Genomic DNA, 19,081 nt, shown 5'->3' on the forward strand with positions numbered 1-19,081 from the left:
CGAAGCAGCCGTGCCTACCGCGTCAGGCGCCCGTCCAGCGACGCAGCACCAGGCTGGCGTTGGTACCGCCAAAGCCGAAGCTGTTGGACAGCACCGTGGTCAGCTGCGCGTCGCGGGTGGCCGTGACCAGGGGCATGTCGCCCAGGGCCGGGTCGGGCGTTTCCACATTGGCCGAACCGGCAATGAAGCCCTGGTTCAGCATGATCATGCAGTAGATAGCCTCTTGCACGCCCGTTGCGCCCAGCGAGTGGCCGGTGAGCGACTTGGTGGAAGAGAACGGCGGTACCTTGTCGCCGAACAGCGCCTTCATGGCACGCACTTCCTGCATGTCGCCCACGGGTGTGGACGTGCCGTGGGTGTTGATGTAGTCGATGGGGGCATCGAGCCCTTCCATCGCCTGCTGCATGCAGGCGATGGCGCCGTCGCCCGAGGGGGCCACCATGTCTTCGCCGTCGCTGGTGGCGCCAAAGCCCACCACCTCAGCCAGGATGGTGGCGCCGCGCGCCTGCGCGTGCTCCAGGCTCTCTAGCACCACGGCACCGCCGCCGCCTGCGATCACAAAACCATCGCGGTTGGCGTCATAGGCGCGCGAGGCCTTTTCGGGTGTTTCGTTGTACTTGCTGGACATCGCGCCCATGCCGTCGAACAGTAGCGACATGCCCCAGCTCAGCTCTTCACCACCACCCGCAAACATCACGTCCTGCACGCCCCAGGCGATCTGCTGCGCGGCCGCGCCGATGCAGTGGGCCGATGTGGAGCAGGCCGAGGTGATGGAGTAGTTGATGCCCTTGACCTTGAAGTTGGTGGCCAGGCAGGCGGACACGGTAGAACTCATGCAGCGCGTGACCTGATAGGGCCCCACGCGGCGGATGCCTTTTTCGCGCAGCGTGTCTGCCGCTTCGATCTGGTTGGCGGGCGAACCGCCGCCCGAGCCCATGATGAGGCCGGTGCGCGGGTGGCTGACCTGCTCAGGGGTGAGGCCGGCCTGCTTGATGGCGTCTTCCAGCGCGATCTGCGCATAGGCCGCCGCATCGCCCATGAAGCGCAGCTGCTTGCGGTCAATGCGCGCTTCGATATCGATCTCCGGGGCGCCGCCCACCTGGCTGCGCAGGCCCAGTTCCTTGAACTTCTCCACGGCCTTGATGCCGCTGGTGCCCGCACGCAGCGAAGCTTCCACGGAGGCCAGGTCGTTGCCAATGCACGAGACGATGCCCGCGCCGGTGATGACTACGCGCTTCTTGGTGGTCATGCTGCGTCCTTACCGTCTTCCTCGCGCTTGAACAGACCTACGCGAAGGTCATTGGCCACATAGATTTCCTTGTCGTCGGCCAGCAGGCGGGCGTCGCCAATGGCCATCACCAGCTTGCGCTTGATCACGCGCTTGATGTCGATTTCGTAGGTGACCCGCTTCACGTCCGGGCCCACTTCACCGGTGAACTTGACTTCCCCCGCGCCCAGCGCGCGGCCCCGGCCCGGCAGTTGCAGCCAGGTGAGGTAGAAACCGATGAGCTGCCACATGGCATCGAGCCCCAGGCAACCAGGCATGACGGGATCGCCCTGGAAGTGGCAGGCAAAAAACCACAGGTCGGGCTTGACGTCGAGTTCGGCGACGATTTTTCCCAAACCATGCGCGCCGCCATCGCTGTCGATGTGCGTGATGCGGTCGAACATCAGCATGGGTGGCAGCGGCAGACGCCCGCTGTCAGCGCCGAACAGCCGGCCCTCGCCCGAGGCGATCAGTTGTTCGTAGGAAAAGGAATCTGCCATTTTCAGTCGTGCTCCAGAACGGCGGGTTCGCCCGCCTCAAATCATCGTTGTCCGCAAGACAAGCCCCCGCTTGCGGGGCTCTATTATCAAGGCATAGGGAGCTGCCTCTAAAGAAGGCATTGTCCGGCCCCCTTGCCGCCCGGCCGGCGGCTGACCTGGATCAACCACCCTGTGCCCGTCGCATACCCCGCGCCCATGCGGCTGCAGCCAGTGCAAGCCCGCCGAGCGCCCACAGCGGCCACAGCCCCCAGCGGGCCACCCACCATGCATAGGGCGTGATCGCCCAGCCGGTTTGCGCGCTGAGCCCACGGCCCTGCACCTGGCCCTGGAGCACGCCCCGGGTGTGGCGCTCCAGCTGGTGCGTGACCACGCCCCGGTGGTCGATGATGGCCGTGGCGCCGGTGTTGGTGGCGCGCACCATGGGGCGCTCGAACTCCAGCGCGCGCATGCGGCTGATGTGCAGGTGCTGGTCAATCGCCACCGAGTTGCCAAACCAGCCGATGTTGCTGAAGTTGACGAACACCGTGGGTGCCTGGGCCGGGTCGATGAAACGCGCACCCAGCTCTTCGCCAAACAGATCCTCGTAGCAGATGTTGGGCGCGATGCGCTGGCCCTTCCAAGCAAACGATGGTTGACCCACCGCCCCCCGGTTGAAGTCGCCCAGCGGGATGTCCATCATGGCCGTGAACCATTTGAAGAACGGCGGGATGAACTCACCAAAGGGCACCAGGTGGTGCTTGTCGTAGCGGTAGGGCGTGGCCTGCGTGGCGGGGCCCATGCCGAGCACCGAGTTGGTGTAGCCCAGCGTTTCATCCCCCAGTGGAATCCCCACCAGCGCGGCCTGCGGGCCTTGTGCGTAGCGTTGCTGGATGCCTTCGAGGTACCCGGGAATGAGCTGCTGCGGCAACAGCGGGATGGCGGTTTCGGGCGCTACCACCAGGTCAGCCTGGGCATCGCGCAGCGCTTGGGCGTACCACTGAAGGGCCACGGGCACACCACTGCCCGGCTGGAATTTTTCGTCCTGCGGAATATTGCCTTGCAGCAGCTCCAGACTCAGCGCGGGCGGCTGGAGTTGCGAGGGCGTGTGGCACAGGTTGACGGCACAGAAGCGCTGCGCCGTGGCCCCGGCCAGCACAGCCGCCAGGGCCAGCAGCAGCGCCCACAGGCGCCCCCGGCGCAGGTCGGCAGGGCGCAGCTGCACCACCCCCATCGCCAGAGCCGCCGCCACCGCGCCCAGGCCATAGACCCCCACATACCGTGCCAGCGGCGCCAGCGGCCCATCGACGTGGGCATAACCCCCCGCGCCCCAGGGAAAGCCCGTCCACCAAATGCCCCGGGCCAATTCGGCCAACAGCCAGAGCGCTCCAAAAAGAAGAGCAGCTCCGCCTTGATGGGCGGGCGCAAGGCGGCAAAAAACCCCTAAAACAGCGGCGTAGTAGCTGCCCAGAAACGCGGCCAGCCCCAGCACGGCCGCCACCGCCAGCGGCGCAGGCAGGCCGCCATAGGTGTGCATGGAAATGAACAGCCACCAGAAGGTGCCCGAGAGCCATGCCGTGGCGAACACGCCGCCAATGAGTGCGCCCCGCTGCCAGGACACCACCGCCCCCGCCCCCGGCCACACCAGGCGCGCCAGCACGGCCAGGGATAGCAGCTGCAGCCACCACAGCGGCTGGCCATTGCCCGGCCAGGCCAGCGACGCCGCCTGCGCCAACCCTGCGGCCAGCGCCATCAGCGCCTGCAGGGGCCAGCGCATCGCCAAAGAAGCCCGCAACATCAACAGGACTTACGCAAATAAGGATGGAACAACAGACGGCTCACTATGGCGGATCACTTGCTTGAACTCTGTTTTGCGCAAGTCGCCATCAACCGTCAACGCTGCCGTCTTCGGCCTTGGACACCTTGAACCAGCGCACGGCGCCACCCTTGGTGTGCAGCACCACAAACTGCAGGCCACCCAGCTGCAGCTGTTCGCCGCGCTTGGGCACATGGCCCATTTCATGGGCGATCAGGCCGCCGATGGTGTCAAAACTTTCGCCGGGGTCGCTGCTCTGGATCAGCACATCAAAGGCCTCGCAGACGCGCTCGACCGAGGTGTCGCCGCTCACGCGGTAGGTGCGGTCGGCCAGGCCGAAGATGTCACCGTCGTCCTCGGGGATGTCGAACTCGTCCTCGATCTCGCCCACGATCTGCTCCAGCACATCCTCGATGGTGACCAGCCCGGCCATGCGGCCAAACTCATCGATCACGATGGCCAGGTGGTTGCGGTTGCCCCGGAACTCGCGCAGCAGGTCATTCAGGCCCTTGCTCTCGGGCACAAAAACGGCCGGGCGCAGCAGGGCGCGTATGTTGAACTCGGGCGCACGCTGCAGCTTGAGCAGATCCTTGGCCATGAGGATGCCGATGATGTTGTCGCGTTCGCCCTGATACACCGGAAACCGCGAATGCGCGGTGTTGATGACCAGGTGCAGCAACTCGTCGAACGGGGAGTCGATGTTGACCAGGTCCATGCGCGGCGCTGCCACCATCACGTCGCGGGCCGTCATGTCGGCCATGCGGATCACGCGCTCCAGCATCACGCGCGACTCAGCGCCAATGACCTGGTTGTCCTCGGCTTCGGCCAGGGTTTCGATCAACTCCTGGGTCGAGTCGGGGCCGGGGTGGATGAACTCGGCCACCTTCTGCAGGAAGGTGCGTTTGTCTTCCTTTTCGGGCGGGCGCCCGGGATGCGGATCAGACACTGTCGTGGGGTGCAGGACGTGCGGTAGTGGGTCGGGCCCCTAGGATAGCGGATTGTGGTGACAGGGCCCGCACCGGCCCCGCATCATGCCCAGCCAGGCTTTATTCGGCCGACTGGTGGCGCGCGTGCTGCACGCCGCTGCGCACTTCCTGCACGTTGGCCAGAAAATCCCAGAACTGCTTGGCCTGCTTCTTGAGCTGGTAGTCCACCTCGGCAAACTGCTGCTCCACGATCTCGGCCATGCGCGTGTCGAGGCTGGCGGGCGGGATCTGCAGGTAGGCCTCGGACTCGGAACCATCGCGGCGCACCGTGGCACCCGCGTTGCGCGCGATCTTGAGCATGGCCGTGTTCTCGGACAGCGCATGGATGAACACCATGTTCACGCCTTCGTTGCGGGCATGCATCACGGCACGCTCGAACAGGCGGGCGCCAAAACCACGGCCCCGGGCCTGCTTGAGCACCGACACGCCAAACTCGGCGCACTGCTTGTGCTCAGGGTGCTCGGAAAACGCCAGGTGGGCCATGGCGATCAGTTCGAGGCGGCGGTTGTAGATGCCGAAGATCTCGTCGCGGTTGAAGTCGAGCTGCTCGGCGTAGCGGCGGATCTGCTCGTCATTGGCGGCATAGCCAAACCGCAGGTAGCGGTCTGCAGGCTCCAGCTGCAGCAGGTGCTGGGTGATCCGCTCCCGGTAGGAGGGGCCCAGGGAGCGGATAGGAACCATCACGGGCGTCTCCTGCTGGTGGATGTGAATGTCAGAGGCAGAAGAGCCGCCCGTTACCGGGCGCAGCATGTCCCGGCCTGCGTACCAGGATGCCTTGAGCCAGTCTTTGGTTGCGAACATGCCGCCAAATATAAGGGTTTTCCCTCATTTTTTCCAGTCCAAATTGCTGCGCCGCAACAAAATAGTGAGTTCGCTCAAATCACCATCAAAATCGCCATTCCGGCGCACCCAGCAACAATCAGTAGCTACTAAAAATGGAGCAGGCGCTTTCAAAAATCCCGCCCAAGCGTCTCCCATGCGACCCACCAAGGGTAGTACGCAGACCGGAGAGGGGCAACCGCCAAAACCCGGCACGGCGGGTTCCGGCCTGTCTGTCAATCCGCTGCGGCTGGGCGGGCTCCCAGGAGGACCAGGTCCAGCGGCTGTGTGCGCCCTCCATGGGTGGGGGGCGTGCTCTCGTCGTTGCAGGCATCCCCCGCACCGGGGCCGGACTGTTTGCGCGGCAAAAGTCCGAGGGCACCGGCACGGTCCAGCGACAAGGCCACACTGTCCCCCAGTTGCAGGTCCAGTTGCTGCAGGTGCTGGCTGTCCCTCAGCGCCACCGCGCCCCGGGCCGCCACAATCCGCACCGATTGCATACGCTTTGCGCTGACTTCCAGCGTTGCGCCGCGCACCCATGCAGGGAGTCCGCCACATTCACCCTCGCCCTGCTCTTCGGCCCCGGCGCGAGTCACGGGGCAACGCTTGCAGTGGGTAGAGCGCAGATCCAGGTGCGCCACCGGGCCGTCCACCTCGATCTGGCGCCCAGACACTTCCAGCCGCTCCAGCGGGGTGCGGGCCTGCACCGCTGCGTGGGGCAGTGCCAGCGCCTGGAACTGCGCGGGCAGCACCAGCTCATCCATCCACACCTCCCCCTCGCCGTCTTCACCGCGTGCCCGATTCGCCTCCTGGGAGGGCGGCGCCACCCAGCGCAGCACCAGCGTGTCGCCTTCACGCGTGGCCACCAGAGGGTGCGCCGCCTGCGGCAGGTCGGCCTTCTCGCGGCCCGGGCCTTCGTGCCGGAAACGAAAGCTCAGCACCACCTCCGGCGAGCCTCCCAGCAGGACCCGGGTCACCGGCCAGTAATCCTGGTCAGCCCCCAAATCTCCTTCGATACGCAGCCGGGTCACGCCCTCCAGCTGCGCGGCCTTCAGCACATAGCGGAGGCCATCTGGCTCAAGGGCCTTGAAGCGGTCGGCCCCGCTGAGACCCAACACCCCCCAGAAGGCCAGCAAGACCCCGGCAAACAGCCAGGCCCCCCAGGTGCGCGGCGGCCGCGCGGGCAACGGGCGCGATGAAAGCGTCGGCATCACGTCAGCTCCTTCTCACGCAGATGCCGGTAGGTCTGCCCCCACAGCAGCAGGGGCAACAACACCCACAGCACAAAATTCAAGCCGTGCACGGCAGCGTCGGCCGGAGCGCGCCGGGCCAGCCACCACGCAAAAATCACATCGAAACGCGCACCCGCTGCGGCGCACAGCAAGGCTGTGGCGATGCACAGCCCCACCCCCAGCACCAGGGTTTTGAGCATGGCGGCCTTGCGGAAGAACAGCGCCCCTGTGACGGCCAGGGCCTGCACAGCCCCGGCGCCGATGAAGAACGCGAGCTGCTGCGGAATGCTCAGCAACGATGCGCTGTGCGGCGCACGCACCAGGGGTACAAACAAGATGTAGTCCTGGGGATTCAGGGAGGAGGTCGGCGGCAGCATGGCGGCCCGCACCGCCAGCACCAGCCCCTGTACGGGCCAGGAGACCGCCAGGAACAGCAACGTGAAACACAGCGGGTAGGCCACGGCCACCACAAGAACACACAACAGCCACTTCTCCAGCACCGAGGCCGGGCGCATCAGGGACAACAAGGCGGACTCGCGCCGCGCCATGCCTTCGAAGTAACGCCCGGCGAACACAAACCCTGTCAGGTACAGCCCCCAGAAGTAGTAGCCCGACTGCACGCCGGTCGTGAAGGCCGACGAGCGCGCAACCCCCAGCGCAAAAACCAGCAGCACCCCGTACAGGATGCCCGTCACCAACAGGTGAGCGAGGTACTGCCGCCCCTGCTCGGCCCATTGGGCCCGGGCCAGCAGGACAAAACGCCGCCAGGAGAAGGCTCCGGCGCTGTGGCCGTGGGACGCCAAAGGAAGCGATGTGGTCTCAGTGGTCATGCAGGCTCCACAGCTTCAGATGGGCGGTGCAGCGGGGCCAGTGCCGCAAGCACCTGGTCGCGGTTCAGGCTCAGCGCCTTGTACAGCAGCTCCAGCTGCACGCCGCCGCCGCTGCTGGCTTGTGGGTCTGCGCCCCCGTTTTCACGCAAGGCCACATAGGCCAGGTGCTGGCCGATGCGCTCCTGGTAGAGCAGCGCACCTTGCGCCGGTGGCAGCGCGGACGCATCGGCGGCCACGCCCATGTGCAGCAGGCGCGCCAGCTCGTCCATGCGGGCCGCCAACGCCAGCCGCCCCTGGTCGATGAACCAGATGTGGCTCAGGATGCTTTCCAGGTCATGCGCCTGGTGGGTGCTGATGAGCACGGCGCGGTGCGCGTGTTCGGGGCGCTGCATCAGCTTGCGAAACTGCGCGCGCCCCACGATGTCCAGCCCGTTGGTGGGCTCGTCCATCAACAGCAGCGGGGTGCCGGTGGCCAGCGCAAAGGCGATGGCGGCCTTCTTCTTCTGGCCCAGGCTCATGGACTCGAAACGCTCCTGCGCGGGCACCTCCAGCTCTGCGAGGTACTCGTTCAGCAGGCCCGAAGAGAAACGGGGGTAGAAGACGCCCTGCGTCGCGGCCAGCTGCGCACAGGTGAGGTTCGGGAGATGGAACTCCTCCGGCACGATGTAGATGGACGCCAGCAGCTCCGCAGCGCGGTCGCGCGAGTTGTGCCCCAGCACCTCCACACGCCCCGCCCACGGGGTGAGCAGGCCGCAGATCAGCTTGAGCAAAGTGGATTTGCCACTGCCGTTGCGCCCAAAAAGGCCGTAGATGCCCGGCTGCGCCACCCGCGCGCCAAAGCCCTGGTACAGCGCAGCGCGGCCATAGCCAAACTGCAGGTTATCGATGGCGATCATGAACAATCCGTAAGAACATGTTCAAGGTATTTTCGGGGTCGCACAAGTACCTTGCCGGGATGGGATGCAAGGCGCGGTGCGCAGTGGATAGCCCGGCTATCCACAAGCGCCGCAACGCCGCAGACCGCCCGGCAAGGCACTTGCCCGCAGGGTTGGAGTGAAATCGGCCGACAAAGCCGCCCCGGCTGCTTGCATGGGCACGAGCCCATGCGGCGCACCCGAGGCATCCACTTATCCCGATTGCACCCCAATGCGATCCCCGAAAAGACCTTGAACAGGTTCTCCCCCCACCGGCGAGGGCGCGCGGATTATCACACGGGCACGGCCGTGGTCGCCTTCACCCGATCGAGCACAAAACTGGTCTTGCAGTCCTGCACGCTGGGGTGCTTGAGCAGCGTGTCCATGATGAAGCGGCTGTAGTGCGCCATGTCGGCCACCACCACGCGCAGCAGGTAGTCCATCTCGCCGGTCAGCGAGGCGCATTCCACCACTTCGGGCCAGGTCTGCACGCTGGCGCGGAACAGGTCCATGGGGTTGCGCTTGTGGCTTTCGGTGTGTTTTTCGAGCCGCACGTTGAGGTAGGCCGTGAGCCCCAGCCCTACCGCTTCGGGCGGCACCAGGGCCACGTAGCGGTCGATCACGCCGCTGTCCTCCAGCCGCTTGACGCGGCGCAGCACAGCGCTGGGCGACAGGCCTACCTGCTCGCCGATCACGTCGTAGGTCTCGCGGCCGTTCTCTTGCAGACGGCGCAGGATGGCGCGATCCAGCTTGTCCAATGCGTCAAAAGCTTTCATTGCGCAGGATTCTACGGAATCCAGGTATTTTTTCGCCGCCCATATTGCAGGCACGGGTATGTCCCGATAGTGACAGCAGCCATCTCCCCAAAAAATAAACCCTGCGAAAAAGAACGACCGTTCTATTTTGCAAACATAAGAAATCACATCAACGGAGACAAACACATGATCGGATTCTTCAGCCGCTTGTTGCGGCGACTGGTGCTGGCAGCAACGGCGGGGTTGCTGCTGGTGGGCGGGGGCGCGCAGGCGCAAACGGGCTACACGCAAACGCGATATCCCGTCGTGCTGGTGCACGGGCTTTTTGGCTTTGACTCGGCGCTGGGCATCGACTACTTCTACGGCATCCCCGACGCGCTGCGCCAGGGCGGCGCCAAGGTCTACGTGGCCCAGGTGTCCGCCGCCAACAGCACCGAGGTGCGGGGCGAGCAGCTGCTGACCCAGGTCAAGACCATCCTGGCCATCACCGGAGCTGCCAAAGTGAACCTGGTGGGCCATTCGCACGGCGGCCCCACCACGCGCTATGTGGCTGGTGTGGCGCCGCAGCTGGTGGCCTCGGTCACGTCCATCGGGGGCGTCAACCGGGGTTCGCGCGTGGCCGACATCCTGCGGGGCGCGGCGCCTGCAGGCTCGGTGTCCGAGGCTGTGGCCAATGCGGCGGCCAAGGCGCTGGTGGGTTTGATCAACCTGACCTCGGGCGGCACGGGCCTGCCCCAGATGCCCACGGCCGCACTGGACTCGCTGACCACTGCGGGCTCGGCCAAATTCAACAGCCGCTTCCCACAGGGGGTGCCCACCTCTGGCTGCGGCAATGGCGCTGAACTGGTGAACGGCGTGCGCTACTACTCCTGGACCGGCACGCAGCCGCTGACCAATGTGCTGGACGCCAGCGACGGCGTGCTCAGCGTGCTGAGCCTGACCTTTGGCGAGGCCAACGACGGCCTGGTGTCGGCCTGCTCGTCGCGCCTGGGCAAACACCTGGGCGACTACCGCCAAAACCACCTCGACGAAGTGAACCAGCTGCTGGGCCTGCGCGACTGGTTCTCTACCGACCCAGTGACGCTGTACCGCCAGCATGCCAACCGCCTCAAGCAACAAGGCCTGTAAACCATGACCCATCGCACCTGGGCCAAACCTGTTTTGCTCCTGGTCATCGCCTCGGCCGCCGTGGCCTGGTGGCTGGTGGGTCCTGCGGGCAGGCCCGGTGTGGTAGCCGGACCTGCGCAGGCGGTAAGCGCGGGCACGGCGCCCACCGGCACCCCAGGCCTTCACCCCGTGTCCACACAGGGGGCGGATGCGACCGCCTGGGCGCACCGCCGCAGCGGCGGCATCGACAGCACCGCCGACCCCTTGCTGGTGGACGGCCTGCGCAACACGCTGGAAGACCTGCTCCTGGAGGCAGGCGACACCAGCGACCCGGCCACGCTCAAGCAGCGCTTGGCTTCTCTGGTGGGTCACCACTTCCCCGTCGCCCTCGCCGCCCGCGCGCTGGCGCTGGCCGAGCGCTATGTGGACTACCGCGTGGCCCTGGGCCAGCTGCGTGCGCCCCAGGACCTGACCGACCCGCGCGCCTTGCGCGATGCAATGGATGCCCGCCACAAGGTGCGCCTGAAGTTGTTCGATGACGCGGAATACGACGCACTGTTTGCGCGCGAAGCCGAGCTGGACCGCTACACCCTGGCGCGCCTGGAGGCAGCCAGCAACGCCCAGCTCACCCCGGAACAACGCACCCAGGCGCTGCAACAGGCAGAGCGCGAACTCTCGCCCGAGCGCCGCGCCGAGCGCAGCGCCGCCACCGAGCACCTGACCGCCGCCGCGCAAACGGCCGCCTTCAACACCCAGAACGCCGACGCCTACACCCGCCACGCCGCGCGCAGCGCCCAATACGGCGAAGCCGCCGCGCATGCGTTGGCCCGGCTCGACCGGGAAGAGCAACTCTGGCAGCAGCGCCTGGACCAGTACAGCCAGGCCCGGGCACAGCAGGGCGATGGAGCCGCCGCACTCCAGCAATTGCGCCAGCAGCTTTTTTCTGCCGACGAACAGCCACGTGTGGACGCTGCGCTGGCCCTGCGCAAGCTGCAGGCCGCAACGCCCGGCTCCTGAGCCTGCGCGCCGTACCTAGCGTACCTATACCCGCAAACAGCGCCGACTCCTTGCGTAAAAATTTGACCATTCACAAGATTCCTGCAAATCAGAGACCAAAGCCTCTTGATTTCGCCAGAAACATGAGGCAGGGCGCGCCTACAGTCCATGACATTCATCAACGAATGCCGGAGACACCCCATGAACGCCGCCCTGCCGCAAGAAACCGCCGCCCAGTTCGAAGCCTGGGACAACCCGATGGGCCTGATGGGCTTCGAATTTGTCGAGTTCACCTCGCCCACACCGGGCGTGCTGGAACCGGTGTTTGAAAAGCTCGGCTTCACCCTGGTGGCCAAGCACCGCTCCAAGGATGTGGTGCTGTACCGCCAGAACGGCATCAACTTCATCCTGAACCGAGAGCCCCACAGCCAGGCCGCCTACTTCGGCGCCGAGCATGGCCCCTCCGCCTGCGGCCTGGCCTTCCGTGTGAAGGACGCGCACAAAGCCTACAACCGCGCGCTGGAGCTGGGTGCCCAGCCCATCGAGATCCCCACCGGCCCCATGGAACTGCGCCTGCCCGCCATCAAGGGCATTGGCGGTGCGCCTCTGTATCTGATCGACCGGTTTGAAGACGGCAAATCCATCTACGACATCGACTTCGAGTTCATCGAAGGCGTGGACCGCCGCCCTGTCGGCCACGGCCTCCACCTCATCGATCACCTCACGCACAACGTGTACCGGGGCCGCATGGGCTTCTGGGCCAATTTCTACGAGAAGTTGTTCGGCTTCCGCGAGATCCGCTACTTCGACATCCAGGGCGAATACACGGGCCTGACGTCCAAGGCCATGACCGCGCCCGACGGCAAGATCCGCATCCCGCTGAACGAAGAAGCCAAGCAGGGCGGCGGCCAGATCGAAGAATTCCTGATGCAATTCAACGGCGAAGGCATCCAGCACATCGCGCTGATCTGCGACAACCTGCTGGAGGTGGTGGACAAGCTGGGCATGGCCGGCGTGCCCCTGGCCACCGCGCCCAACGAGGTCTATTACGAAATGCTGGACACCCGCCTGCCCGGCCACGGCCAGCCCGTGCCTGAACTGCAGTCGCGCGGCATCCTGCTCGACGGCACCACGGCCGACGGCACGCCCCGCCTGCTGCTGCAGATCTTCTCCACGCCCATGTTGGGCCCGGTGTTCTTCGAGTTCATCCAGCGCGAGGGGGACTACCGCGACGGATTTGGTGAAGGCAACTTCAAGGCGCTGTTCGAGTCGCTGGAGCGCGACCAGATCCGCCGTGGCGTGCTGAACGCCTAAGTCATCAGACATCCAGGGTTTACCCTGAACAGGTGCCTATACTCCGCGCTCCCCGGAACTCAAAAGGATCCCGATGTCGCTCCGTAGCACCCTGTTCAGCATCCTTCTGGCCAGCGCAGCCACTGCCGCGCTGGCGCAGAGCCCGTCTGCCCCCCTCACCATCGTGGTCCCCTACCCTGCCGGGGGCCCGCTGGACATCTCGGCCCGCATCGTGGCCGAAGGTGCCGCAGCGCAATTGGGCTCCATCACCGTGGAGAACAAACCGGGGGCGGGTGGCAACACTGGTGCCGACCAGGTCGCCAAGGCCGGGAAGGCCAGCAACCAGGTGCTGATGGGCGCAGTGGCCACGCACGCGGTGAACCCCTGGCTGTACAAGAACTTCCCCTACAACGCCATCAAGGACTTCAAGCCCATCGCGCTGGTGGCCCGCACGCCCAACGTGCTGGTGGTCAGCGCGGCACAGGCCACCAAGCTGGGCATCAAGACCACGCCCGACCTGGTGCAGTACCTCAAGAAGAACCCCGACCAGGCCAAGTACGGCTCGGGCGGCAACGGCAGCATCGGCCACATCTCGGCCGAGATGTTCAAGTCGCTCACCAACACCAGGATGGGCCACACGCCGTTCCAGGGCTCCAAGCCCGTGCTGGCGGCACTGGAATCCGGCCAGGTGCTGATGGTGTTCGACAACCTGGCCTCGGCGCTGCCGCAGATCCAGTCGGGCAAGCTGCTGGCGCTGGGCGTGACCACGCTCAGCCGCAATGAGGCACTGCCGAATGTTCCCAGCATCAACGACAGCGTGCAGGGCTTCAACGTGTCCACCTGGTTTGGGCTGTTCGCGCCCGCTGCGCTGCCCGATGCCGACGCGCGCCGCTATGCCACCGCGTTCTCGGCCGCCATGCATTCGCCTGCGGGCAAAGAGAAGTTCAAGAAGATGGGCATCACGCCCGAAGAGCTGACGCTCGACGGGTTTGCGCAGTTTGTGCGCTCGGAAAACAGCAAGTACGAGTTTCTGATCCGGGCCGCAAAAATCAAGATCGATTAGCAGCTGCTTGGGCTGGTGCGCACCCCCGTCGCGGTGCGCCGACCATGGCGGCAAAGGAGAAAAAATGGGACAAGCCCCTGTCGTCTATGGCCAATCCACCCGCCCACCGCGTGGCGACTATTCGCGCGCCAACGTGGACTACACCTGCCCGCAGGACTACGCGAGCTACACCGCCGCCGACCACGACACCTACCGCCGTCTGTACGAGCGCCAGCGCGCCCTGCTGCCGGGCCTGGCGAGCCAGGCGTTCATCGACGCCCTGCCCTCACTGGGCGCCAGCGACCGCATTCCGCGCTTCGAAGAGGTCAACGAGCGTCTCTACAAGGCCACAGGCTGGGAGCTGGTGGGCGTGCCCGGGCTGATCCCCGAGGTGCCCTTTTTCACCTTGCTGGCCAACCGCAAGTTCCCGGTGACGGACTGGATCCGCAAGCCCGAGGAGTTCGAGTACATCGTCGAGCCCGACATCTTTCACGACCTGTTCGGCCATGTGCCGCTGCTGTTCAACCCGGTGTTTGCCGACTATGTGCAGCGCTACGGCCAGGGGGGTCTGAAGGCGCAGGGGCTGGGGTCTTGCGAAATGCTGAGCCGCCTGTACTGGTACACGATCGAGTTCGGGCTGATCCGCGAAGCGGGGCAGTTGCGGGCGTATGGCGCGGGCATCCTGAGTTCTTCGGGCGAGCTGGCGTATTCGGTGCAGAGCCCGGAGCCGCAGCGCATTCCGCTGCAACTGGAGCGCACCATGCGCACGCGCTACAAGATCGATACGTACCAGCAGACGTATTTTGTGATCGACAGTTTTGAGCAGCTGTTTGAGATGACGGCGGCGGACTTTGCGCCGATCTACGAGCGGCTGCGGGGGTTGCCAGAGTTTGCTGCGGATGAGCGGGAGGCTGTGGCGGCTTGATTTTTCCGAATGGAATCGGCTGCTACCGCCTGTCTATAAAGCATCAATAGCTACTATTTTCATAGCATTCAGCGGCCATGCAGGCTGAACCTCTTGAAGCCTTGGCGTGCACAGCCAGAGCGGCTGTTCATTCGCTATGCTAATGATAGCAATCAACACCCTATAGACAGGCGGAAGACACCATTTCAATCAAAAACTCACCCCCGCCCGACCTCCTCCAGACAAGCCATCATCACCTCAGGGTCAAACGCCATCTGCACATGCGCCACCCCTTCCACCAACCGGTTGTCCGCCCCCACCAACGCCGCCGTGGTCGCCGGAAACACGATGTTGTCGCAGTTCGAATACCAGCAGGTAAACAACGCAGCCCGCCCCGCCGGCTCCGCCCGCTGCAACGCCACCACCCAGTCCCCCGCCAGGCTCATCTGCCGCCCATTCACCGCGCGGCTGAAACGCCCCAACCACGTGCCCCCATGCGGCGTGCCCAGCGTCAGCACCCGGTGCACCCGCCCATCCGCCTGGTGCGCCCGCAGCCACGCCCGCACCGCCAAGCCACCCATGCTGTGGCACAACAACACCGGCGCCTGGCCCGTGGCCGCCGTCACTTGGCGCACAGCGTCTTCGATGATGTCGGCGTACGCGTCAATCGATCCCATCACCGGCTCCAGATTGACCGCCACATAGGCATGCCCCTGTGCTTGCAATGGCGCAAACCACGGCAGCCACAGGCCCCGGTTGCACATGAAGCCGTGCACGAGCACCACGCCGCGCTTTCCGGTGGGCTTGGAGGGTAGCCAGTCGGGCACGGACATGTGGCGAAACGGCTGGCGCCAGCAGAAGACCAGCAGCGCCACCCACACCTCCGCCCACCAGGCACCCACCACCTGCGACAGGCGGGCGCGGGGCGCAGCATCGGCACGGTTGGTGATATGCATCAGCACAAACTCCACCGCCATCACCACCAGGTAAATGCTGAGCGGCACCAGTGCCCCCAGCACGGCACGCAACGGTGAATGGGGCCACTGCCACACCAGCCAGGCGGCGATTGTCAGCAGGATGAACAGGAGCAGGATTCGTTGCCAGCGCGCGATCATGGTGGTGATGGGCAGATGTTGTAATTGACCAGCCGCATTGTGCGGTCTGACCACCGCCCGACACCGCACCCCGCAGAACGCAGAAAGGACCCCGCCCCATGGATGCCGCCCAGACCATCCGCGACTGCATCGCCGACGTGACCGCACTGCGCCTGCACCGCACGGGCGACCCGGCGCTGGGGGCGGCGGTGGGCAGCGTCAAAAGCCTGCAGGCACGGCGCTTTCGGGGCACCTATGCGGACCTGATGGGCTCGCCCTCGTTTGGCCCGGCGGCCCGGTTCTTTCTGGAAGAGCTGTACAGCGACACCGACTACACCGACCGCGATCTGCAGTTCGGCCGCATCGCCGGCACGCTGCAGACCATGTTCCCCCAGCCCGTGGTGGCCACGGCCGTGGCCCTGGCGGTGCTGCATGCGCAGACCGAGGGGCTGGACCAGGACATGGGCCGTGCGTGGCTGGCGCATGCTGCGGACGCAGCCAGCGACCCGACCCGCTACACCGCCGCCTGGCGCACTGTGGGCCAGCGCCATGCGCGCCAGCAGCAGCTGCAGCGCGTGCTGGCCATGGGGAATGACCTGGCACGCCTGACCCGCACGCCCGGCCTGCGGATGATGCTGCGCATGATGCGGGGCCCGGCCAACGCGGCCGGCATGGGCGCGCTGCAGAGGTTTCTGGAGGCGGGGTTTGACACCTTCGGCCAGCTCGCTCGCCAGCGCGGCGGCGTGGAGCAGTTCCTGGCCACCATCGAGCAACGTGAGCGGGCGCTGATGGACCAATTGTTCGATGCCGATCCTGTCACCTGCGGGACCCAGCTCGCCAACACACTAGGACAAGCCCGATAGCCCGCAACGCGCCCGCCTTCCACAATCTGTGCCCACCTATCAATGGCATTTGGCGAGCACAAGGAAACAAGCGCATGGAAAAGATCTGGCTCAAGAGCTACCCCCCGGGCGTCCCACACGACGTGAAGCCCGAGCAATACCGCTCTGTGGCCCACCTGCTGGAAGAATCGTTCCGCAAACACGCATCCAGTCCGTTCTCGGTCTGCATGGACCAGTGGATGACCTATGGCGAGCTGGAGCGCCGCTCGGCCGCTTTGGGTGCCTATCTGCAAAGCCTGGGCCTGGAGCCCGGTGCGCGCGTGGCCATCATGCTGCCCAACATCCCGCAGTTTGGCGTGACCATGGCCGCCGTGCTGCGCGCGGGCTACACCTGCGTGAACGTGAACCCGCTGTACACCGCGCGGGAGCTGGAGCACCAGCTCAAGGACTCGGGCGCCACGGCCATCGTGATCCTGGAGAACTTTGCCCACACGCTGGCCGATGTGATCGACCACACGGCCGTCAAACATGTGGTGATGGCCTCCATGGGCGACCTGCTGGGCTTCTGGTTTGGCAAATGGATCACCTTTGCCGTGCGCCACCTGGCCAAGATGGTGCCCGCCTATGACCTGCCCCTGTCGAACGGCCGCAAGGTCGTCACCTTCAAGAAGGCGCTGTCGCTGGGCGAGCACAAGTCGCTCACCCCGAGCCAGGCCACGCTCGATTCGATTGCCTTCCTGCAGTACACCGGCGGCACCACGGGCCTGTCGAAGGGCGCGGTGCTGACCCACCGCAACATCGTGGCCGCCACGCTGCAGGCCGAGGCCTGGTTCACACCGGCGCTGTCCAAGGTGGGAGACCTCAGTAAAGCCAACTCCATTGCCGCGCTGCCGCTGTACCACATCTTCGCGCTCACGCTGTGCCTGCTGGCCATCCGCCAGGGCTCCAGCCTCACGCTGATCCCCAACCCACGTGACATTCCCAAGTTCATTGCCGAACTGAAGAAGCGCCCCTTCCACATGCTGCCTGCGGTGAACACGCTGTTCAACGCGCTGCTGCAAAACCCGCAGTTCAAGGCGCTGGACTTCTCGCACCTGTGCGTGTCGCAGGCCGGGGGCATGGCGGCCAGCGAGGGCACCGCCAAGCAGTGGCAGAAGGTGACCGGCAGCACCATGATCGAAGGCTGGGGCATGAGCGAGACCTGCGCCATCGGCACCAACAATCCGGTGATCAGCACCACCTTCAGCGGCAACATCGGCCTGCCGCTGCCGGGCATCGATATCGCCATCAAGGACGACGAAGGCAACAGCCTGCCCCAGGGCGAGTCGGGCGAGATCTGCATTCGCGGCCCCAACGTGATGGTGGGCTACTACAACCAGCCCGAAGAAAACGCCAAGGCCTTCACGCCCGACGGCTTCATGCGCACGGGCGACATCGGCATCATGGACCCACAGGGCTACACCCGCATCATCGACCGCAAGAAGGACATGATCCTGGTGAGCGGCTTCAACGTGTTCCCCAACGAGCTGGAGCAGGTCATCAGCCTGTGCCCCGGCGTGGTCGAATGCGCTGCCATTGGCGTTCCCGATGAGAAGCAGGGCGAGGCCATCAAGGTGTTCATCATCAAGAACGACCCGGCCCTGACCGAGGACGAGGTGGCCAACTACTGCCACCAGAACCTCACCGGCTACAAGCGCCCCAAGTACATCGAGTTCCGTGACGAACTGCCCAAGAGCAACGTGGGCAAGATCCTGCGCAGGGAGCTGCGCAAGTAAAGGCCCCCCCTGAGCGGCTGCGCCATGCAGTGCGGCCGCTGCAGTCGGCCCTTCGGGGCCATCGTCCAAGCCCGCGCAGGCTGGGGTCGACCCAACGCGCCTGGGCCCTGCGGCAAGCAGTCTCTCCAGCACCAACGCAACGGGGTGCCCTCTTTTTGCACTCGGCGCAAGTGGCGGACTGTCTTTTCTCCGGTGCCATAGCTTCTGTGCACCACACGCATCCGGTGCTACATTGCGCACGCCCGGCGCCGCGTCGGGCGCCGCCCCACCCGCCAGAACACCCCAAGCCGCCTTTTCCGCACCGTGAAGTTCCTTCTTCTGGACGACCATCCCCTGTTCCGCCAGGCACTCCGGTCCATCACCCTGCGGCTGGACCCTGAGGCCACGGTGCTGGAATGCGCCTCCTACGACGAGGCGCAGGCCCTGCTGGCCGACGATGTGGACCTGGTGCTGCTCGACCTGCGTCTATCAGGGCTGGACGGCATGGAGATCCTGGCCACGCTGCGTGCCCAGCACCCGGCACTGCCCATCGTGGTGGTCTCGGCCTCCGAGGACCCGCACGAGGTGATGGCTGTGCTGCGCCTGGGTGCACTCGGCTTCGTGCCCAAGGCCTCTTCGGCCGAGGTGATGGAGCATGCGCTGCGGCTGGTGCTCGCGGGCGACACCTACCTGCCTTCGCACATCCTGCTCGACCCGCAGGCGCCTGCCGCACTGCCGAAGAACGGCGTGCTCGACCTGACGCAGCGGCAGAAAGAGGTGATGCGCCTCATGGTGCTGGGCGAGTCGAACAAGCAGATTGCACGCCGGCTGAACCTGGCCGAAAACACCGTCAAGGTGCATGTGACGGCCATCCTGCGCGAACTGAATGTGACCTCGCGCGCCCAGGCCATCGTGGCGCTGTTCCAGCGCGGTGACGGCCCCTCCTGACGGCAC

General features: G+C 65.5%; 18 protein-coding genes. 8 read left to right on the forward strand and 10 right to left on the reverse strand.

Annotation, left to right across the window (positions count from 1 at the left end):
• Positions 1 to 22 precede the first annotated feature (22 nt).
• The 9 genes from fabB to ACYZGB_RS14985 all read right to left on the reverse strand — a co-directional run bounded on the left by fabB (position 23) and on the right by ACYZGB_RS14985 (position 9,116).
• A complete protein-coding gene (gene fabB, locus ACYZGB_RS14945; RefSeq protein ID WP_462389344.1) occupies positions 23 to 1,249 on the reverse strand; it encodes a beta-ketoacyl-ACP synthase I in 1,227 nt (408 codons plus the stop codon).
• Positions 1,246 to 1,767, reverse strand: a complete 522-nt coding sequence (gene fabA, locus ACYZGB_RS14950) for a bifunctional 3-hydroxydecanoyl-ACP dehydratase/trans-2-decenoyl-ACP isomerase (protein WP_462389346.1) — start codon at positions 1,765 to 1,767, stop codon at positions 1,246 to 1,248. The genes fabB and fabA overlap by 4 nt, the downstream gene beginning before the upstream one ends.
• Before the next feature lie 160 nt (positions 1,768 to 1,927).
• Positions 1,928 to 3,520: an apolipoprotein N-acyltransferase gene (gene lnt, locus ACYZGB_RS14955; protein WP_462389348.1), complete on the reverse strand. Its 1,593-nt coding sequence runs from the start codon at positions 3,518 to 3,520 to the stop codon at positions 1,928 to 1,930.
• Positions 3,521 to 3,629: 109 nt separating this feature from the next.
• On the reverse strand, positions 3,630 to 4,505 hold the full coding sequence (locus ACYZGB_RS14960) for an HlyC/CorC family transporter (RefSeq protein ID WP_462389350.1): 876 nt from the start codon (positions 4,503 to 4,505) through the stop codon (positions 3,630 to 3,632).
• Positions 4,506 to 4,605: 100 nt separating this feature from the next.
• Positions 4,606 to 5,346 (reverse strand): GNAT family N-acetyltransferase, encoded by a 741-nt coding sequence (locus tag ACYZGB_RS14965; protein WP_094288933.1) that lies wholly within the window; start codon positions 5,344 to 5,346, stop codon positions 4,606 to 4,608.
• A gap of 254 nt (positions 5,347 to 5,600) precedes the next feature.
• The gene (locus ACYZGB_RS14970) at positions 5,601 to 6,575 is read right to left on the reverse strand and encodes a hypothetical protein (protein WP_462389352.1); all 975 of its coding nucleotides are present in this window, start codon (positions 6,573 to 6,575) and stop codon (positions 5,601 to 5,603) included.
• Complete coding sequence (locus ACYZGB_RS14975) at positions 6,575 to 7,426, reverse strand: hypothetical protein (protein ID WP_462389354.1); 852 nt, start codon at positions 7,424 to 7,426, stop codon at positions 6,575 to 6,577. The genes ACYZGB_RS14970 and ACYZGB_RS14975 overlap by 1 nt, the downstream gene beginning before the upstream one ends.
• Positions 7,423 to 8,322, reverse strand: coding sequence for an ATP-binding cassette domain-containing protein (locus ACYZGB_RS14980; protein WP_462389356.1), 900 nt, complete (start codon positions 8,320 to 8,322; stop codon positions 7,423 to 7,425). Before ACYZGB_RS14980 ends, ACYZGB_RS14975 begins: the two co-directional genes overlap by 4 nt.
• A 311-nt stretch (positions 8,323 to 8,633) precedes the next feature.
• Positions 8,634 to 9,116, reverse strand: a complete 483-nt coding sequence (locus ACYZGB_RS14985) for an Lrp/AsnC family transcriptional regulator (RefSeq protein ID WP_109790902.1) — start codon at positions 9,114 to 9,116, stop codon at positions 8,634 to 8,636.
• A 165-nt stretch (positions 9,117 to 9,281) separates the two neighbouring features.
• Here ACYZGB_RS14985 and ACYZGB_RS14990 point away from each other — a divergent pair, with 165 nt between their 5' ends.
• From ACYZGB_RS14990 to phhA, 5 genes are all read left to right on the forward strand, one after another.
• Positions 9,282 to 10,223 (forward strand): esterase/lipase family protein, encoded by a 942-nt coding sequence (locus ACYZGB_RS14990; RefSeq protein WP_462389358.1) that lies wholly within the window; start codon positions 9,282 to 9,284, stop codon positions 10,221 to 10,223.
• A 3-nt stretch (positions 10,224 to 10,226) separates the two neighbouring features.
• On the forward strand, positions 10,227 to 11,219 hold the full coding sequence (locus ACYZGB_RS14995; RefSeq protein ID WP_462389359.1) for a lipase secretion chaperone: 993 nt from the start codon (positions 10,227 to 10,229) through the stop codon (positions 11,217 to 11,219).
• A gap of 180 nt (positions 11,220 to 11,399) precedes the next feature.
• Positions 11,400 to 12,512 carry a 4-hydroxyphenylpyruvate dioxygenase gene (hppD, locus tag ACYZGB_RS15000; protein ID WP_462389361.1) on the forward strand — a complete coding sequence of 371 codons (1,113 nt, stop codon included), beginning with the start codon at positions 11,400 to 11,402 and terminating at the stop codon, positions 12,510 to 12,512.
• Between the two features lie 73 nt (positions 12,513 to 12,585).
• Positions 12,586 to 13,554 carry a Bug family tripartite tricarboxylate transporter substrate binding protein gene (locus ACYZGB_RS15005; RefSeq protein ID WP_462389363.1) on the forward strand — a complete coding sequence of 323 codons (969 nt, stop codon included), beginning with the start codon at positions 12,586 to 12,588 and terminating at the stop codon, positions 13,552 to 13,554.
• Positions 13,555 to 13,618: 64 nt separating this feature from the next.
• Positions 13,619 to 14,458: a phenylalanine 4-monooxygenase gene (gene phhA / locus ACYZGB_RS15010; protein WP_462389364.1), complete on the forward strand. Its 840-nt coding sequence runs from the start codon at positions 13,619 to 13,621 to the stop codon at positions 14,456 to 14,458.
• A 197-nt stretch (positions 14,459 to 14,655) separates the two neighbouring features.
• On the opposite strand, the gene ACYZGB_RS15015 is transcribed toward phhA, so the two are convergent.
• A complete protein-coding gene (locus tag ACYZGB_RS15015) occupies positions 14,656 to 15,552 on the reverse strand; it encodes an esterase/lipase family protein (RefSeq protein ID WP_462389366.1) in 897 nt (298 codons plus the stop codon).
• A 98-nt stretch (positions 15,553 to 15,650) separates the two neighbouring features.
• Between ACYZGB_RS15015 and ACYZGB_RS15020 the strand changes: the two genes are divergently transcribed.
• The 3 genes from ACYZGB_RS15020 (at position 15,651) to ACYZGB_RS15030 (ending at position 19,075) form a co-directional block, all read left to right on the forward strand.
• On the forward strand, positions 15,651 to 16,394 hold the full coding sequence (locus tag ACYZGB_RS15020) for an FFLEELY motif protein (RefSeq protein ID WP_462389368.1): 744 nt from the start codon (positions 15,651 to 15,653) through the stop codon (positions 16,392 to 16,394).
• 74 nt (positions 16,395 to 16,468) lie between these two features.
• Positions 16,469 to 18,148 (forward strand): AMP-binding protein, encoded by a 1,680-nt coding sequence (locus ACYZGB_RS15025; RefSeq protein ID WP_462389370.1) that lies wholly within the window; start codon positions 16,469 to 16,471, stop codon positions 18,146 to 18,148.
• Between the two features lie 303 nt (positions 18,149 to 18,451).
• Positions 18,452 to 19,075, forward strand: a complete 624-nt coding sequence (locus ACYZGB_RS15030; RefSeq protein ID WP_462389371.1) for a response regulator — start codon at positions 18,452 to 18,454, stop codon at positions 19,073 to 19,075.
• Positions 19,076 to 19,081: the final 6 nt, after the last annotated feature.

The organism is Acidovorax sp. Q11 (assembly GCF_054950075.1).

Excerpts from the sequence above, each read along its gene's own strand:
- ACYZGB_RS14980 (WP_462389356.1), bottom strand. The coding sequence starts at position 8,322 with ATGATCGCCATCGATAACCTGCAGTTTGGCTATGGCCGCGCTGCGCTG.
- ACYZGB_RS14975 (WP_462389354.1), bottom strand. The coding sequence starts at position 7,426 with ATGACCACTGAGACCACATCGCTTCCTTTGGCGTCCCACGGCCACAGC.
- ACYZGB_RS14985 (WP_109790902.1), bottom strand. The coding sequence starts at position 9,116 with ATGAAAGCTTTTGACGCATTGGACAAGCTGGATCGCGCCATCCTGCGC.
- hppD (WP_462389361.1), top strand. The coding sequence starts at position 11,400 with ATGAACGCCGCCCTGCCGCAAGAAACCGCCGCCCAGTTCGAAGCCTGG.
- phhA (WP_462389364.1), top strand. The coding sequence starts at position 13,619 with ATGGGACAAGCCCCTGTCGTCTATGGCCAATCCACCCGCCCACCGCGT.
- fabA (WP_462389346.1), bottom strand. The coding sequence starts at position 1,767 with ATGGCAGATTCCTTTTCCTACGAACAACTGATCGCCTCGGGCGAGGGC.
- ACYZGB_RS15025 (WP_462389370.1), top strand. The coding sequence starts at position 16,469 with ATGGAAAAGATCTGGCTCAAGAGCTACCCCCCGGGCGTCCCACACGAC.
- ACYZGB_RS14970 (WP_462389352.1), bottom strand. The coding sequence starts at position 6,575 with ATGCCGACGCTTTCATCGCGCCCGTTGCCCGCGCGGCCGCCGCGCACC.
- ACYZGB_RS15020 (WP_462389368.1), top strand. The coding sequence starts at position 15,651 with ATGGATGCCGCCCAGACCATCCGCGACTGCATCGCCGACGTGACCGCA.
- fabB (WP_462389344.1), bottom strand. The coding sequence starts at position 1,249 with ATGACCACCAAGAAGCGCGTAGTCATCACCGGCGCGGGCATCGTCTCG.
- ACYZGB_RS14990 (WP_462389358.1), top strand. The coding sequence starts at position 9,282 with ATGATCGGATTCTTCAGCCGCTTGTTGCGGCGACTGGTGCTGGCAGCA.
- ACYZGB_RS14965 (WP_094288933.1), bottom strand. The coding sequence starts at position 5,346 with ATGTTCGCAACCAAAGACTGGCTCAAGGCATCCTGGTACGCAGGCCGG.
- ACYZGB_RS14995 (WP_462389359.1), top strand. The coding sequence starts at position 10,227 with ATGACCCATCGCACCTGGGCCAAACCTGTTTTGCTCCTGGTCATCGCC.
- lnt (WP_462389348.1), bottom strand. The coding sequence starts at position 3,520 with ATGCGCTGGCCCCTGCAGGCGCTGATGGCGCTGGCCGCAGGGTTGGCG.
- ACYZGB_RS15005 (WP_462389363.1), top strand. The coding sequence starts at position 12,586 with ATGTCGCTCCGTAGCACCCTGTTCAGCATCCTTCTGGCCAGCGCAGCC.
- ACYZGB_RS15015 (WP_462389366.1), bottom strand. The coding sequence starts at position 15,552 with ATGATCGCGCGCTGGCAACGAATCCTGCTCCTGTTCATCCTGCTGACA.